Source organism: Azospira oryzae (assembly GCF_004217225.1).
Classification (GTDB): domain Bacteria; phylum Pseudomonadota; class Gammaproteobacteria; order Burkholderiales; family Rhodocyclaceae; genus Azospira; species Azospira oryzae.
Genome location: NZ_SHKM01000002.1, coordinates 93,709 through 108,023, shown reverse-complemented (window position 1 = coordinate 108,023; position 14,315 = coordinate 93,709). Strand labels below are relative to the sequence as shown.

The window sequence follows — 14,315 nt, the reverse complement described above, 5'->3', positions numbered from 1 at the left end:
GGAGGCTGGCCTCGCCTGCCTCCCAGGCAAGGGCTGCGGCGGGACTTATTCCCGGGCGAGGAAGGCGGCGAAGAAGTAGCGGCTGATGCGCTCTTCCAGCAGGGCCTGGATGGCCCCTTCGTCGAGGCGCGACAGTTCGGCATGGAGGGGCGCCGCCACCGGGGCGAAAGCGGCCACCAGCCGGGGATCGAAGTGGCTGCCCGCATCCTTGTGCAGGATGGCCAGGGCCGCTTCGCAAGTCATGGGTTCCTTGTAGGGGCGGCGGGAGGTGAGGGCATCGAAGACGTCCACCACTGCGAAAATGCGGGCGTTGAGGGGAATCTCCTCTCCCTTCAATCCCTGCAGGTAGCCGCTGCCGTCGTACTTCTCGTGATGGAACTGCACCACCTCCCGGGCCGCCTGCAGCCAGGGGGAGGGGGCGATGATGTGTACGCCGAGGGAGACGTGGGTCTGCATGATGCGGAATTCCTCCGCATCCAGCTTGCCCGGCTTGAGCAGGATGTTGTCGCTGATGCCGATTTTGCCCACGTCGTGCAGGAAGGCGCCGATGATGAGGGCCCGCATGGCGTCGCCCTCCACCCCCGTGACCTCGCCCAGGCGGCAGGCGTAGAGCGCCACCCGGTAGTTGTGGATGCTGGTGTCCGAATCCCGCTGGGCGATGGCGGCGCCCAGGACCGAGGCCATTTCCAGGTTGCCCCGCAGCACCTCCCGGGAGAAGCGCAGCACGTTGCGGTTGAGGGAAAGGATCACCGGATACAGCACCACCGTGGTGATGAGGGCGGCGGCCAGCACCAGGCCCAGGATCAGGTTGAGGTCCCGGCGCAGGCGGGCCTCCTCCTCCGGCGAGACCAGGAAGACGCCTTCGAAGTAGCCGGCGATGTTGCGCTCCCGGTCCAGGATCGGCACCAGCACCTGCACCACCGTGTTGTTGAGGATGGTGTATTTCTCGTAATGGTGTTTGCCGTCCATGGGGAAGGCGTGGGTGCTGCCCTTGAGCCCGGCCTCGATGTCCTGGTGGGCCGGATTGACCGCCTCCACCACCTTGCGCCGTTCCCGGTCATACAGCTCGATCACCACGAAATGGTCGCGGACGAAGCCCAGGGCCCGTTGCCGCAGGAAATCCAGCTGCTGGGCCGACATTTCCGCCGCCTCCAGCTCGGCCGCCTGGAAGCGGGCCGATTCGGCCTGGGCCAGGGCCACCACCGCATCGTCGATGCGCTCCGTCGCCACATACCAGGCGCTGCCGCCCAGGAGCAGGGAAACCAGGGCCCAGGCGAGCAGCAGGCGGCCGAGAACGGTGTGGTGGATATTGGTCATGGCGCCAATATTAAGGCCAATCGGGGCCATTCGCACCGCCGGGGAGCGGCGGTATAGTGACGCACCCCCAGCAGAATACAAAAGGAGACAAAAAATGACCCATGCCATCCGCTTTCACCGCACCGGCGGCCCCGAAGTGCTGCAGTGGGAAGAGGTCGGCGTCGGCGAGCCCGGCCCCGGCGAAGTCCGGGTGCGCCATGCCGCCGTCGGTCTCAATTTCATCGACACCTACCATCGCAGCGGCCTCTATCCCGTACCCCTGCCCTCCGGCATCGGCCTCGAAGGGGCCGGCACGGTGGAAGCCCTGGGTCCCGGCGTCGCCCACCTGCAGGTGGGCGACCGGGTGGCCTACGCCGGCGGTCCCCTGGGGGCCTACAGCGAGGCCCGCCTGATTCCCGCCGACCGCCTCATCCGCCTGCCGGACAGCCTCTCCTTCGAGACCGGCGCCGCCATGATGCTGCAGGGCCTCACCGCCGCCTACCTGTTGCGTCGCACCTACCGGGTGCAGAAAGGCGACACTGTGCTGATCCACGCCGCCGCCGGCGGCGTCGGCCTCATCGCCTGCCAGTGGGCCAAGGCCCTGGGGGCCACCGTCATCGGCACCGTCTCCACCGAGGCCAAGGCCGAGCTGGCCCGGGCCCACGGCTGCGACCACCCCATCCTCTACACCCGGGAGGACTTCGCCCGGCGCGTGCGGGACATCACCGGCGGTGAAGGCGTGCCGGTGGTCTACGACGGCATCGGCAAGGACACCTTCACCGGCTCCCTGGACAGCCTGCGGCCCCTGGGCACCATGGTCAGCTTCGGCAACGCCTCCGGCCCGGTGGGCCTGATCGATCCCCTGCTGCTGTCCCAGAAGGGCTCCCTCTTCTTCACCCGGCCCACCCTGATGCACTACACCGCCCGCCGTGCCGACCTGGAGGCCCTGGCGACGGAGCTGCTGGGCGTGGTCACCAGCGGCCAGGTGAAGATCGAGGTGCACCAGCGCTTCCCCCTGCAGCAGGCCGCTGCCGCCCACATCGCCCTGGAAGGCCGGCAGACCACCGGCTCCACGGTGCTGCTGCCTTAAACGGAAAGGTCGTCCATGGGCGCCAAAGTTCGCAACAGCCTGCTCTCCCTGCGGGACCTCCTGGCCACGGCCTGGCCCATCGTGCTGGTGGTGGCCCTGGGTTTCGTCGTCGCCATCCAGTTCATCCAGCCGGCGCCGCCACGGCACGTGGTCATGTCCGCCGGGGCCGACAGCGGCGCCTACTACGCCTTCGGCAAGAAGTATGCGGAAATCCTGGCGCGCAACGGCATCACCCTGGAGGTGCGCACCTCCAACGGTTCCGCCGAGAACCTGCAGCGCCTGCTGGACAAGGACAGCGACGTGGAGATCGCCCTGGTCCAGGGCGGCGTCGAGGCGCCCCGGCCGGACTACCTGGAGGAGGACGAGGCCCTGCCCCTGTCCTCCCTGGGCAGCATGTACTACGAGCCGGTGTGGGTCTTCTACCGCAGCGAGCGGGAACTGGAGCGCCTGCACCAGCTGGCCGGCAAGCGCATCGCCGTCGGCGCCGAGGGCAGCGGCATCCGGGGCCTGGCCCTGCAACTGCTGGCGGCCAACGAGGTGCCGGTGGACGGCAAGCATCTGCTGTCCCTGGGCGGCCTCAAGGCGGCAGAAGAGCTGCAGCAGGGCCGCCTCGACGCCGCCTTCGTCATCGCCGCGCCGGAGGCGCCGGTGGTGCAGGTGCTGCTGCGCTCCCCCGGCATCAAGGTGATGAACTTCGCCCAGGCCGAGGCCTACACCCGGCGCTTCCCCTACCTGTCGAAGATCGTCCTGCCGGAAGGGGCGGTGGACCTGGTACGCAACTTCCCGCCCCACGACACCACCCTGCTGGCGGCCACCGCCAATCTGGTGGTGCATGACAGCCTGCATCCGGCCATCCAGTCCCTGCTGTTGCAGGCGGCCAGCGAAGTGCACGGCAAGGCCGGCTTCTTCCAGCGCCGCGGCGATTTCCCGGCGGTACGGGACCAGAGCCTGCCGGTGGCCGACACGGCGGAGCGCTACTACAAGTCCGGCCCGCCCCTGCTGCAGCGCTATCTGCCCTTCTGGGCGGCGATCCTGGTGGACCGGCTGGTGGTGCTGCTGTTGCCCATCTTCGCCCTGCTGCTGCCCCTGCTCAAGGTGGCGCCCTCCATCTACAGCTGGCGTATCCGTTCCAAGATCTTCCGCTGCTACGGCGACCTCAAGTTCCTCGAGAACGAGCTGAAGGAAAGCTACGATCCGGGCCGCAAGCTGGAATACCTGGACCGCCTCGACCGTATCGAGGACGAGGCCTATCGGCGTAATATCCCCCTGGCCTATTCGGACCTGCTCTATACCCTGCGGGAACACATCGAATTGGTGCGCCACACCCTGGAGCGGCTGGCGCGACATGCAAACGTGGAGGAAACCCCCTAGATGAAGGCTTACCTGATCGCCAATCCCAAGGGTGGCGCCGGCAAGAGCACCCTGGCCACCAACCTGGCCGGCTATCTGGCCCAGTCCGGCAAGCCCGTGATGCTGGGCGACCTGGACCGGCAGCAGTCCTCCCGGGAGTGGCTGGCCCTGCGCCCCGGCTTTTTGCCCGCCATCCGCAGCTGGGAACTGAAGCACGACGAGCCGGCCCGGCCGCCCAAGGGCACTACCCATGCGGTACTGGATACGCCTGCCGGCTTCCACGGCAAGGCCCTGGACCGCACCCTGAAACAGGTCACCCACGTGCTGGTGCCGGTGCAGCCCTCCCTCTTCGACATCCTGGCGGCGCGCCACTTCCTCGACACCCTGCTGGCCGAGAAGGCCGTGCGCAAGGGGGAGCTGCAGGTGGCGGTGGTGGGCATGCGGGTGGATGCCCGGACCCGGGCGGCGGGGGAGCTGGAGCGCTTCTTCGCCGCCTACGACCTGCCCATCCTCGCCTATCTGCGGGACACCCAGCTTTACGTCCAGGCGGCGGCCCAGGGGGCCACCCTGTTCGACCTGACCCCGGCCCGGGCCGAGAAGGACCTGGAGCAGTGGCGCAGCATCATCGACTGGGTGGATGCCTGAGGCTCCCGTCCGTCTAGCTAGGACATAAAAAAAGCCGCCGGATCACCGGCGGCTTTTTTGCGGGCGATGCCCGGGCTTACTTGTGGCTCTGCAGGAAGCGGTCCATGGTGGTGTCGGCCACGCTGAACCAGGCGTTCTGGGTACGGCGGTACTTGTCGTACTCGGTCCACACCTTCTTGAAGGCCGGGTTCTTCGCCGATTCCTCGGTGTACAGGTCCATGGCAGCCTTGTAGGCGGCTTCCAGCACCGCATCCGGATACTTCTGCAGCTTCACGCCCTGGGACAGCAGGCGGGAGAGGGCAGTGGGGTTCTTGTGGTCGTACTCGGCCAGCATGGTGACGTTGGCCTCGTAGGCGGCGGCCTGGAAGGCCTCCTGGTATTCCTTGGGCAGCTTGTCCCATTCCTTCTTGTTCACGAAGAAGTGGATGGTGGGGCCCGGTTCCCACCAGCCCGGGTAGTAGTAGTTCTTGGCGACCTTGAAGAAGCCCAGCTTTTCGTCGTCGTAGGGGCCGACCCATTCGGCGGCGTCGATGGTGCCCTTTTCCAGGGCGGGATAGATGTCGCTGCCGGCGATCTGCTGGGGCACGGCGCCGAGGCGTTCGAAGACGGCGCCGCCGAGGCCGGCGATGCGCATCTTGAGGCCCTTGACGTCGTCCAGGGTCTTGATTTCCTTGCGGAACCAGCCGCCCATCTGGGTTCCGGTGTTGCCGCCGGCGAAGGACACCACGTTGTAGTTGGCGTAGAACTCGTCCAGCAGCTTCTGGCCGCCGCCGTAGTAGATCCAGGCGTTCATCTGGCGCGGGTTCATGCCGAAGGGCACGGAGGTGCCGAAGCCGAAGGTCTTGTCCTTGCCCACGTAGTAGTAGGAACAGGTGTGGCACATCTCGACGGTGCCCTGCTGCACGGCGTCCAGGGCCTGCAGGCCGGGGACGATCTCGCCGCCGGCAAAGACGCGGATGTCGAACTTGCCGCCGGTCATGGCGCGCAGGCGGTTGGCCAGCACGTCGGCGCCGCCGTAGATGGTGTCGAGACTCTTGGGGAAGCTGGAGGTCAGGCGCCACTTGATGGTGGGCTGGGATTGGGCGATGGCGGGAGCCGCGACGGTGGTGGCCACGCCGGCACCGGCAGCGACGCCGGCATTTTTCAGGAATTTGCGACGATCCATGGTTTGTCTCCTTATTTTTGTTGCCTAACTGATGTTGCGAAAGCCGGGCGGCTGAACCTCACCGCTGCCAGCGATGAAAACAGCAAAGGGGATACATGTGCAAATGCCCCAACCGTCGTGTCGATGGCTGGGGCACTCCTGTTACTGCGTCGAGCTTACCTTACTTGTGGGTCTGCAGGAACCGGTCCATGGTGGTGTCGGCCACGCTGAACCAGGCGTTCTGGGTCTTCCGGTACTTGTCGTACTCGGTGTAGATCTTCTTGAAGGCCGGGTTCTTGGCAGATTCTTCGGCGTAGATTTCCATGGCGGCCTTGTAGGCGGCGTTCATGATCTCGTCGGAGTACTTCTGCAGCTTCACGCCCTGGGACAGCAGGCGGGAGAGGGCCGGCGGGTTCTTGTGGTCGTACTCGGCCAGCATGGTGACGTTGGCCTCGTAGGCGGCGGCCTGGAAGGCCTCCTGGTATTCCTTGGGCAGCTTGTCCCATTCCTTCTTGTTCACATAGAAGGAGAAGGCGGGACCCGGCTCCCACCAGCCCGGGTAGTAGTAGTTCTTGGCGACCTTGAAGAAGCCCAGCTTCTCGTCATCGTAGGGGCCGACCCATTCGGCGGCGTCGATGGTGCCCTTTTCCAGGGCGGGATAGATGTCGCCACCGGCGATCTGCTGGGGCACGGCGCCGAGGCGCTCGAAGACGGTGCCGCCGAGGCCGGCGACGCGCATCTTGAGGCCCTTGATGTCGCCCAGATTCTTGATTTCCTTGCGGAACCAGCCGCCCATCTGGGTCCCGCTGTTGCCGCCCATGAAGGAGACGATGTTGTAGTTGGCGTAGAACTCGTCCAGCAGCTTCTGGCCGCCGCCGTAGTACACCCAGGCGTTCATCTGGCGGGCGTTCATGCCGAAGGGGATGGAGCAGCCCAGGGCGAAGGTCTTGTCCTTGCCCACGTAGTAGTAGGGGGCGGTGTGACAGCACTCGACGGTACCCTGCTGCACGGCGTCCAGGGCCTGCAGGCCGGGGACGATTTCACCGCCGGCAAAGACGCGGATGTCGAACTTGCCGTTGGTCATGGCGCGCAGGCGGTTGGCCAGAACTTCGGCGCCACCGTAGAGGGTGTCCAGGCTCTTGGGGAAGCTGGAGGTCAGACGCCACTTGATGGTGGGCTGGGCTTGGGCGATGGCAGGGGCAGATACGGTAGTGGCAGCAGCGCCGGCAGCAATGCCGACACCAGCTTTTTTGAGAAAGGAACGACGTTCCATTTTGTCTCCTCCAGGGATTGTTCGGTGTGTTGCAGCCGACGCATTATAGCGACGGCCCGAAGCGGTCCGGCAATAGGGATTACCCTAATCCGGACCGGCTGGAAGAGCTTGCTGGAAGCGGCTTTCGCCCGGGGTCAGGCGCCCGCGACGGTCATCCGCTGGATGAGAATGGAACCCGTCTGCTTGGAGCCGCGCACCACCACGTCGTTGCCGACCCCGGCGATGTTCATGAACATCTCCTTGAGGTTGCCGGCGATGGTGATTTCCTCCACCGGATAGGCGATTTCGCCGTTCTCGATCCAGTAGCCGGCGGCCCCCCGGGAGTAGTCCCCATTGACGTAGTTCACCCCCTGGCCCAGCAGCTCGGTGACCAGCAGGCCGCGCTTGACCTGGCGGATGAGGCCGGCCAGGTCTTCCCGGCCCGGCTCCAGCACCAGGTTGTGGCAGCCGCCGGCATTGCCGGTGGTGGTCATGCCCAGCTTGCGGGCGGTATAGACGCTGAGGAAATAGCCGTTGAGCACACCGTCGCTCACCACCTGGCGCGAGCGGGTGGCGACGCCGTCGTTGTCGAAGGGGCCGGAGGCCAGGCCCTTGGGCAGGTCGGGGCGCTCGCTGATGTTGATGCCGGGGGCGAAGATGCGCTTGCCCAGGCTGTCCACCAGGAAGCTGGCCTTGCGGTAGAGGCTGCCGCCGCTGGCGGCATAGACGAAGTTGCCGAGCAGGCCGCTGGCGATGGGGGCCTCGAAGATCACCGGCACCTCGCAGGTCTTCACCTTGCGCCCGCCCAGGCGGGACAGGGCGCGGCGGGCGGCGTAGTCGCCGATGCTCTCGGGGGCGGGGAAGTCCGCCGGGTCCCGGTGGGTGGAATACCAGTCGTCCCGTTGCATTTCCGCATTGCGCCCCTTCTTGCCGGCGATGACGGAGCAGGCAATGTAGTGGCGGGAGCTGGGGTAGCCGCCGGCAAAGCCCAGACTGTTGGCGGTGGCGAACTGGCCTTCCTGCAGGGAGACGGTGGCGCCCTCGGAGTTTTTCACCAGGGGACTGACGGCGAAGGCCGCATCCTCGCAGCGGCGGGCCAGGTCGATGGCGCCCTCCACGCTCAGCTGCCAGGGATAGTAAAGCTGGGGATCCTGCCACTGTTTGGCCAGCAGGGCCTTTTCCGGCAGGCCGGCGCAGGGGTCCTCGGCGGTGTAGCGGGCGATGGCCAGGGCCGCATCCACGGTCTGGGCCAGGGCCTGGCGGGAAAAGTCGCTGGTGGAGGCGTAGCCCTTGCGTTGGCCCAGGTACACCGTGACGCCGATGCCCTTGTCCCGGTTGTATTCGATGGTTTCCACCTCGCCCTGGCGGACGCTGACCGACTGGCCGAAGCCCTCGGAGACATCCACCTCGGCTGCGGAGGCGCCGCCCCGGGTGGCCAGGGCCACGGTGTCCCGGGCCAGTTGCAGCAGGTCGGCCTGGGGCAGGGAGAAGCGGCCGGAAGTGGCTGCAGCGGTGGTACGGGAGGGCTTGGGGAGAGCTTTCTTGGCCATGAACAGCGAGACAGAGGGGTAAAATCGCTATCATAGCAGCCCCCACCGCCCACCCCTGCCGAGAAGTACAAGGAATCATGGAAGAACTGGACCCCCTGGACGGCGAGCCCGTCAGCAAGACAAAACGCAAACAAGCCATGCAGGACAAGCAGGACCTGGGACGCGCCCTGGTGGAACTGCCGCCGGACCGTCTCAAGCGCCTGCTGGGCAAGGTCGAACTGTCCGAGACCCTCAGCGGCGCCCTGCTCGAATACCAGCGCCTGCCCAAGCGGGAGGCCCAGCGCCGGCAGCTGCAGTACATCGGCAAGCTGATGCGGGACGTGGACCCGGAGCCGATCCAGGCCGCCCTGGACGTGGTCAATGGCGCCTCCGCTGCGGAGAACGCCAAGCTGCATCGGCGCGAGCGTCTGCGCACCCTGCTCCTGGAAAACGAGGCCGTGGCCCTGGCCGACATCGCCGCCCACTGGCCCCAGGCCGATCTCACCCACCTGCGCCAGCTGCGCCGCAGCGCCCTCAAGGAGCAGGAACAGAACAAGCCGCCGAAGAGCTACCGCGCCATCTTCCAGGTGCTGAAGGAACTGGAGGAGGGCGGCGCTGCCGCAGCCACCGGGGATGATGCCGGGGAGGAAGCATGAGCGAAGGGCCCCTGCGCGTCGGCCTGGTCTCCATCAGCGACCGGGCATCCAGCGGCGTCTATGAGGACAAGGGCCTGCCGGCCCTGCGCCAGTGGCTGGACGGGGTGCTGCTGACCCCCTGGGAGGAAGAGTCGCGTCTCATCGCCGACGACCAGCCGGGCATCGAAGCCACCCTCATGGAACTGGTGGACGACGAAGGCTGCCATCTGGTGCTGACCACCGGCGGCACTGGTCCGGCGCCCCGGGATGTGACGCCGGAAGCCACCCTGGCGGTGGCGGACAAGGTCATGCCCGGCTTCGGCGAGCAGATGCGGCAGATCGGCCTGCAGTTCGTGCCGACCGCCATTCTCTCGCGCCAGGTGGGGGTGATCCGCAAGCAGGCCCTGATCCTCAATCTGCCGGGCCAGCCCAAGTCCATCCAGGAAACCCTGGAAGGGGTGAAGGACGGGGAGGGCAAGGTGCTGGTGCCCGGCATCTTCGCTGCCGTGCCCTACTGCCTGGACCTCATCGGCGGGCCCTATGTGGAAACCCGGGAGTCCGTGGTGGCGGCCTTCCGTCCCAAGTCGGCACGGCGTCCGCCGGCCGCCTGAGTCGGCCTTCAGTTGTCGCTGCGCAGTTCCCGGTAGCGGGCGATTTCGTAATCGCTGCCGCTTTCCTGGATGTCCATGGGGGTCAGCAGCAGGTGCCGGCCTTCGGCTTCGCACTCCAGGTTTTCCCGCACGTCGAAGCTGGCTGGCGGCATTACCACCCGCACTTCCCCCTCTTCCATGCCGTCCCGCAGCAGCATGCCCGGAATGCCCGCCGCCAGGGCGTAGGCCGAGGTGCTGCGGGGCCGCAGCTCCACCGCCAGGGCCTGGCGCGCCAGGGTCTGGATGCCGACCGCGGCCTGGGTATCCGATTCCCGGCCGTAGCGCCGCACCACGCCGAGCAGCCAGTTGCTGCCGCCTTCCGGCTGCATGGCCAGGAGGGCGCCGATGCGCAGCCAGTCGCCGCGCAGGTTCGGCACCAGGGCGCCGAAGCCGCCCAGGCTGACGTTGTCGGCGATCCAGCTTTCCGCCGCTCCGTCCCCGTCCGGCTTGCCGGAAAAGACCTGGAAGGCCGCCTCGAAACCGTTGACCACGGTGAGCAGGGATTTCACCTGGTGCCGCCGGTGTTCCCGCAGGGGCGGGGTCGGCGCCCAGTGCATGGCCAGATGGTGCAGCACCGGCAGGATCATGCGGGCCGGATACTGGCCCCCCAGATTCACCTCTTCCGGCACGGTGCCCAGTTCGACGCTGCGGATCAGTTCGGCCAGGGTCTGGGGTGCGTTGCCCGGGGCGAAGAAGCGCAGGGTCGGTGCCGCCTGGGGCTCCCGGGTGAGGCGCACGGGCGGCAGGGGCTGGGCCGGGTCGATCCAGTACACGCTTTCGGGACCGGAGCGGCTGCCGAACACGAACTGGGGCAGGCAATGGCCGATCAGCCTTTCCGCCAGTTCGATCTCCGCGGGCAGCAGGCTGTCCATGGAGGAGGCGTGGAACATGAGCACCTTCAGGTATTCCAGGGTGGCGGAGGAGGAACTGCTCTGCCCCGGATAGAGCAGCAGCAGGCGCCCGGCGACGCCTTCGCTTTCCGCCGCCAGGTAGGCCTGGCCCAGGCGCAGCCAGATGTCGCCTTCCACCGGGCCGTAGTGGTACTGGCGCCACTTCAGCTGGTTGCCGTAGGCCAGGATGAGGCGGGCGTGGATCAGGGGCAGGTGGGGCTTGAGGGCGTCGGCCCCCTTCTCCTTGCCGCGGTAGCGCGCCAGGGATTGTTCGTAGAGCCGTGCCAGCAGGTCCCAGAAGGCGGTGCTGGCGGTCCACAGGCGCCGCTCCTCGGTCTTGGAGAGGCGGGGGGAGTGCAGGTAGTCCCGGGTCAGGCGGCGCAGGTGGGGCTGGGCCGCTTCGTCCAGCTGGCGCACGGTGTCGAACAGTTGCTCGGGCTTGAAGCCTTCGGCGCTGAGCAGGGACTCGAACCAGGCCAGCACCTCGTCCACCGCCTTGAAGGCATTGTCCAGGGGCAGTTCGGCGATGGCGCGGCGCAGTTCCTTGGCGTCGGCCAGGGGGTGCTCCGGCTTGGCGGAAAAGAGGCTCAGAATCACGATGTTCCCCGTTGAAGTCGTTCCAGCGATATTGGCGGTCCTGTCGCCGCCTCCATGGACGGGTCCGCCTGTGCCGGCAGCTCCGGAGCCAAGCTTACGTCATTTTCCCCATGCTGCGAACTGTCCCCCAGGCGTTGGCGGCGGCGGGGTCTCCGTCAACGGCCCCGCCCGTCGCCGCCATGGGCGGGACGGGGGCAAACGGCTACAATGCCAGCGATAAAAAAGTAGCGGAGCCCATCTCCATGCAGCAGTACCACGACCTTATGCGCCACGTGCTCGAGCACGGCCACGTCAAGACCGACCGCACCGGCACGGGCACCCGTTCCGTCTTCGGCTGGCAGATGCGTTTCAACCTGGCGGACGGCTTCCCCGTCATGACCACCAAGAAGCTGCACCTGCGTTCCATCATCCACGAACTGCTGTGGTTCCTGCAGGGCGACACCAACATCCGCTACCTCAAGGACAACGGCGTCTCCATCTGGGACGAGTGGGCCGACGCCAACGGCGACCTGGGGCCGGTGTACGGCAAGCAGTGGCGTCGCTGGGAGACGCCGGACGGGCGTCTCATCGACCAGGTGGGCCAGCTGGTGGAAAACCTGAAGAAGAACCCGGATTCCCGCCGCCATGTGGTCTCCGCCTGGAACCCGGGGGACGTGGATTCCATGGCCCTGCCGCCCTGCCACTGCCTGTTCCAGTTCTACGTGGCCGACGGCAAGCTGTCCTGCCAGCTGTACCAGCGCAGTGCCGACATCTTCCTCGGCGTGCCCTTCAACATTGCCTCCTACGCCCTGCTGACCCACATGATCGCTCAGGTCTGCGGCTACCAGGTCGGCGACTTTGTGCACACCCTGGGCGATGCCCACCTCTACAGCAACCACCTGGACCAGGCGCGCCTGCAGCTGTCCCGGGATTTCCGTCCCCTGCCCAAGCTGGTGCTCAATCCCGAGGTGAAGGACCTGTTCGCCTTCCGCTTCGAGGACATCGCCCTGGAAGGCTACGATCCCCATCCCTCCATCGCCGCGCCCATCGCCGTCTGACCGGGAATACCGCCCATGCCCATGGACATCACCCGCACCGCGCCCTGGCAGGCCCTCCTGGCCCACCGGGAGCAGCTTCGTTCGCACCACCTGCGGGAATTGTTCGCCCGGGAACCGGCCCGCTTCGAGAAGCTTTCCTTCCGCCTCGGCGATTTTCTCGCCGATTTTTCCAAGCAGCGCATCACTCCCGAGACCCTGGGGCTGCTCACCGACCTGGCCCGGGCGGCGGATGTGGAAGGCTGGCGCGATCGCATGTTCGCCGGTGAGCGCATCAACGTCAGCGAACAGCGGGCGGTGCTGCATCCGGCCCTGCGTTTCCTCGGCACCGGCCCCTTCCCCAGCGCGGCCAAGGACGTCATGCCCGAGGTGCGGGCGGTGCGGGCCCAGATGCGGCAGTTTTCCGAGCGGGTGCGCAGCGGCCTGTGGCGCGGTTACTCCGGCGAGGCCATCCGCCATGTGGTGAACCTGGGCATCGGCGGTTCCGACCTGGGGCCCAAGATGGCGGCCCGGGCCCTGTCGGCCTACGACCATCCGGCCCTGCACGTGCATTTCGTCTCCAACCTGGACGGGGCCCAACTGGCGCCCCTGCTGGAGACCCTGGACCCCCGCACCACCCTTTTCATCGTCGCCAGCAAGACCTTCACCACCCAGGAAACCCTGCGCAACGCCGAGACGGCCCGGGACTGGCTGCTGGCGGCGGCCGGTCCGGAGAACGAGGTGGCGGCCCTGGCCCGGCACTTCGTGGCGGTGACGGCGGCACCGGCCGAGGCGGGTCTGTTCGGCATCGGCCACGACAACATCTTCACCATGTGGGACTGGGTCGGCGGCCGCTATTCCCTGTGGTCCGCGGTGGGCCTGGCCCTTGCCCTGGCCATCGGCATGACCCAGTTCGAGCGGCTCCTGGCCGGCGCCCAGGCCCTGGACCAGCATTTCCTCAAGGCGCCCCTGGAGCAGAACCTGCCGGTGCTGATGGGCCTGCTGGGCATCTGGAACACCAACTTCCTTGGCGCCGAAACCCTGGCCATCCTGCCCTACAACGAATCTTTGCGTACCCTGCCCGGCTACCTGCAGCAGCTGGAGATGGAGAGCAACGGCAAGATGGTGACCCGCAGCGGCAAGCCCCTGTCCTGCCATCCCAATCCCATCGTCTGGGGCGAGATCGGCATCAACGGCCAGCATGCCTTCTTCCAGCTGCTGCACCAGGGCGGCTGGCTCATTCCCAGCGACTTCATCGTCGCCGCCACCAGCGACTATCCCCTGCCGGGCCACAACGGTCCCCTGCTGGCCAACTGCCTGGCCCAGAGCTCGGCCCTGGCTTTCGGTCGCAGCGAGCAGGAGGCCCGGGCCGAGCTGGAGCTGGAGGGCTGGGCCGAGGCGGAGATCGCCGCGGTCCTGCCCTACAAGGTGTTTGCCGGCAACCAGCCGTCCACCACCCTGATGCTGCCCCGCCTGGACCCCTACCACCTGGGGCTGCTGATCGCCCTCTACGAGCACAAGGTGTTCGTCCAGGGGGTGGTGTGGGGCATCAATTCCTTCGACCAATGGGGGGTGGAGCTGGGCAAGAAGCTCGCCGGCCGCCTCCTGCCCGCCCTGGAAGGCACGCCCGACGAGGGGCTGGACGCCTCCACCCGGGGCCTCATTGCCTACTGCCGTCGCCATGGCCAACTCTGAACCGACCACTTCCTCCGAGGCTCCCCAGCTCGTCGCCCTGATCGTGGCGGTGGGGGCCAACCGGGCCATCGGCCTGGACAACCAGCTGCTCTGGCGCCTGCCGGAGGACATGGCCTATTTCAAGGCCACCACCCAGGGGCGCCCGGTGATCATGGGGCGCAAGACCTGGGAATCCCTGCCGGAGAAGTTCCGTCCCCTGCCGGGGCGACGCAATGTGGTGGTCAGCCGCAACCGGGACTACCTGGCGCCCGGCGCCATCCTCTCCCATTCCCTGGAAGAGGCCCTGGCCGCCGCCGGCGGCGGCGAGGTCTTCGTCATGGGCGGCGCCGATCTCTATGCCCAGGCCCTGCCCCTGGCCCGGCGCCTCTATCTCACCGAGGTCCGGGATGAACCCCGGGCCGACGCCTTCTTCCCCGCCCTGGAGGCGGATGCCTGGGAGGAGCGTTCGCGCCGTCCCGGCAGCCCCCCTGCCGGCGCCCCGGCCTACGATTTCGTGGTCTGGGAACGCCGTCCCCGCTGATCCAGCCTG

General features: G+C 67.3%; 13 protein-coding genes. 8 read left to right on the top strand and 5 right to left on the bottom strand.

Features of this window, described 5'->3' with window-relative positions:
* Window positions 1–45: 45 nt before the first annotated feature.
* A complete protein-coding gene (locus EV678_RS09670; protein WP_235832445.1) occupies window positions 46–1,347 on the bottom strand; it encodes an HD-GYP domain-containing protein in 1,302 nt (433 codons plus the stop codon).
* Window positions 1,348–1,411: 64 nt separating this feature from the next.
* On the opposite strand from EV678_RS09670, the gene EV678_RS09665 reads away from it, so the two are divergent.
* From EV678_RS09665 to EV678_RS09655, 3 genes are read left to right on the top strand one after another with little or no spacing between them, the layout of a single operon-like run.
* On the top strand, window positions 1,412–2,386 hold the full coding sequence (locus tag EV678_RS09665) for a quinone oxidoreductase family protein (protein WP_130459382.1): 975 nt from the start codon (window positions 1,412–1,414) through the stop codon (window positions 2,384–2,386).
* Between the two features lie 15 nt (window positions 2,387–2,401).
* On the top strand, window positions 2,402–3,757 hold the full coding sequence (locus tag EV678_RS09660) for a TAXI family TRAP transporter solute-binding subunit (protein ID WP_130459381.1): 1,356 nt from the start codon (window positions 2,402–2,404) through the stop codon (window positions 3,755–3,757).
* Complete coding sequence (locus EV678_RS09655) at window positions 3,758–4,381, top strand: ParA family protein (protein WP_014236332.1); 624 nt, start codon at window positions 3,758–3,760, stop codon at window positions 4,379–4,381. It begins immediately after the preceding gene.
* A 76-nt stretch (window positions 4,382–4,457) separates the two neighbouring features.
* Here EV678_RS09655 and EV678_RS09650 read toward each other — a convergent pair whose 3' ends face one another.
* The 3 genes from EV678_RS09650 to pmbA form a co-directional block, all read right to left on the bottom strand.
* Window positions 4,458–5,546: a TRAP transporter substrate-binding protein gene (locus EV678_RS09650; protein ID WP_014236333.1), complete on the bottom strand. Its 1,089-nt coding sequence runs from the start codon at window positions 5,544–5,546 to the stop codon at window positions 4,458–4,460.
* A gap of 160 nt (window positions 5,547–5,706) precedes the next feature.
* A complete protein-coding gene (locus EV678_RS09645; protein WP_130459380.1) occupies window positions 5,707–6,798 on the bottom strand; it encodes a TRAP transporter substrate-binding protein in 1,092 nt (363 codons plus the stop codon).
* Between the two features lie 134 nt (window positions 6,799–6,932).
* Window positions 6,933–8,327, bottom strand: coding sequence for a metalloprotease PmbA (pmbA, locus tag EV678_RS09640; protein ID WP_014236335.1), 1,395 nt, complete (start codon window positions 8,325–8,327; stop codon window positions 6,933–6,935).
* Window positions 8,328–8,404: 77 nt separating this feature from the next.
* Here pmbA and yjgA point away from each other — a divergent pair, with 77 nt between their 5' ends.
* On the top strand, window positions 8,405–8,962 hold the full coding sequence (gene yjgA, locus EV678_RS09635; RefSeq protein ID WP_014236336.1) for a ribosome biogenesis factor YjgA: 558 nt from the start codon (window positions 8,405–8,407) through the stop codon (window positions 8,960–8,962).
* Window positions 8,959–9,552, top strand: coding sequence for a molybdopterin adenylyltransferase (gene mog / locus EV678_RS09630; RefSeq protein WP_130459379.1), 594 nt, complete (start codon window positions 8,959–8,961; stop codon window positions 9,550–9,552). The genes yjgA and mog overlap by 4 nt, the downstream gene beginning before the upstream one ends.
* Window positions 9,553–9,560: 8 nt before the next feature.
* On the opposite strand, the gene EV678_RS09625 is transcribed toward mog, so the two are convergent.
* Entirely contained in the window at window positions 9,561–11,078 is a 1,518-nt protein-coding gene (locus EV678_RS09625; protein ID WP_130459378.1) for a hypothetical protein, read from the bottom strand.
* Between the two features lie 242 nt (window positions 11,079–11,320).
* Between EV678_RS09625 and EV678_RS09620 the strand changes: the two genes are divergently transcribed.
* Genes EV678_RS09620 through EV678_RS09610 form a run of 3 tightly spaced genes read left to right on the top strand, consistent with a single transcriptional unit; the run spans window position 11,321 to window position 14,306 of the window.
* Window positions 11,321–12,115: a thymidylate synthase gene (locus tag EV678_RS09620; protein WP_014236339.1), complete on the top strand. Its 795-nt coding sequence runs from the start codon at window positions 11,321–11,323 to the stop codon at window positions 12,113–12,115.
* A gap of 15 nt (window positions 12,116–12,130) precedes the next feature.
* A complete protein-coding gene (pgi, locus tag EV678_RS09615) occupies window positions 12,131–13,786 on the top strand; it encodes a glucose-6-phosphate isomerase (RefSeq protein ID WP_130459377.1) in 1,656 nt (551 codons plus the stop codon).
* Window positions 13,773–14,306: a dihydrofolate reductase gene (locus EV678_RS09610; RefSeq protein ID WP_130459376.1), complete on the top strand. Its 534-nt coding sequence runs from the start codon at window positions 13,773–13,775 to the stop codon at window positions 14,304–14,306. The genes pgi and EV678_RS09610 overlap by 14 nt, the downstream gene beginning before the upstream one ends.
* The last annotated feature ends 9 nt before the right edge of the window (window positions 14,307–14,315 follow it).